This window comes from Pseudomonas sp. NPDC098747, from assembly GCF_044760045.1.
Lineage (GTDB): Bacteria > Pseudomonadota > Gammaproteobacteria > Pseudomonadales > Pseudomonadaceae > Aquipseudomonas.
This window is the reverse complement of the sequence record NZ_JBIWAL010000098.1, coordinates 1-357: the sequence shown is the minus strand read 5'-3', so window position 1 is coordinate 357 and position 357 is coordinate 1. Positions and strand designations below refer to the sequence as shown.

Annotated in this window: 2 protein-coding genes; both read left to right on the top strand. The window is 49.9% G+C overall.

What is annotated here, in order from left to right:
• Nucleotides 1–217: 50S ribosomal protein L28 (gene rpmB / locus ACIQVE_RS28515; protein ID WP_402815123.1), on the top strand; the 217-nt coding region annotated here is incomplete at its 5' end.
• 11 nt (nt 218–228) lie between these two features.
• On the top strand, nt 229–357 hold a 129-nt coding region (gene rpmG, locus ACIQVE_RS28510; RefSeq protein WP_402815150.1), incomplete at its 3' end, for a 50S ribosomal protein L33.

Genomic DNA, 357 nt, shown 5'->3' with positions numbered 1-357 from the left:
AGTTACCGGTAATGGTCCGGTGACTGTGAATTACATTTCCCACGCAAACAACAAAACCCGTCGTCGTTTCCTGCCGAACCTGCAGCATCACCGCTTTTGGGTTGAAGAAGAGAAACGTTTTGTGCGTCTGCGCGTATCTGCCAAAGGCATGCGTATCATCGACAAGCGTGGCATCACTGTCGTGCTCGCCGAACTTCGCCGCGATGGCAAGATTTAAGGGAGTTAATCATGCGTGAATTGATTCGTTTGATCTCGAGCGCCGGTACTGGTCACTTCTACACTACCGACAAGAACAAGAGTACTACCCCGGACAAAATCGAGATCAAGAAATATGATCCGGTTGTTCGCAAGCACGTG